This window comes from Paraburkholderia sp. BR14374 (assembly GCF_040948685.1).
In the GTDB taxonomy this organism is placed as follows: Bacteria; Pseudomonadota; Gammaproteobacteria; order Burkholderiales; family Burkholderiaceae; genus Paraburkholderia; species Paraburkholderia youngii.
The window spans coordinates 1-460 of record NZ_JBFPKF010000136.1; the positions used below are offsets into that span (position 1 = coordinate 1).

General features: G+C 55.4%; 1 protein-coding gene. It reads right to left on the reverse strand.

Translation table 11 applies throughout. The features are described from left to right. Positions 1-243: 243 nt before the first annotated feature. Positions 244-460, reverse strand: a 217-nt coding sequence (locus AB3X86_RS38370; protein WP_368599912.1) for a hypothetical protein, incomplete at its 5' end; no start/stop codon positions are given.

The following is a 460-nucleotide window of genomic DNA, read 5'->3' on the forward strand; positions in this document are numbered from 1 at the left end:
TTGGGTGACGGCGTAAATGCCGGAATCGACAGTTCCAGCGCCGCCCACAGTTCGTTGCTGATTTTTCTTCTCGACATGCGCCCAGGATACGAAACCTATGGCTTGATGTCCAGGTTGTGTTAGCCGCATCTAAACGATGCCGACGTGTCGGCGGCGCGCTGGAAGAGGAGGGAATGGCTTGATCCAACAGCTGACTATTGAGAGGCACATCACACTCCGCTCGAGACGATCCCAGGATCTGCTTTACGCAATGCGGGCAACTTCGCTACCGATCTTCGATCGATAAATCGTTGTTGCGAGGACTGCAGGTATCGTTATTCCCTCAAGACGCAAAGCCGCGGCCACAAGCAGCACAAGATCTGGCCGTATCTGCTGCAGGGAATGAAGATCAACCGCGCCAATCAGGTGTGGGCACTCGACACCAGCTACATCCCGATGGCGCGGGGCTTCGTGTATCTGA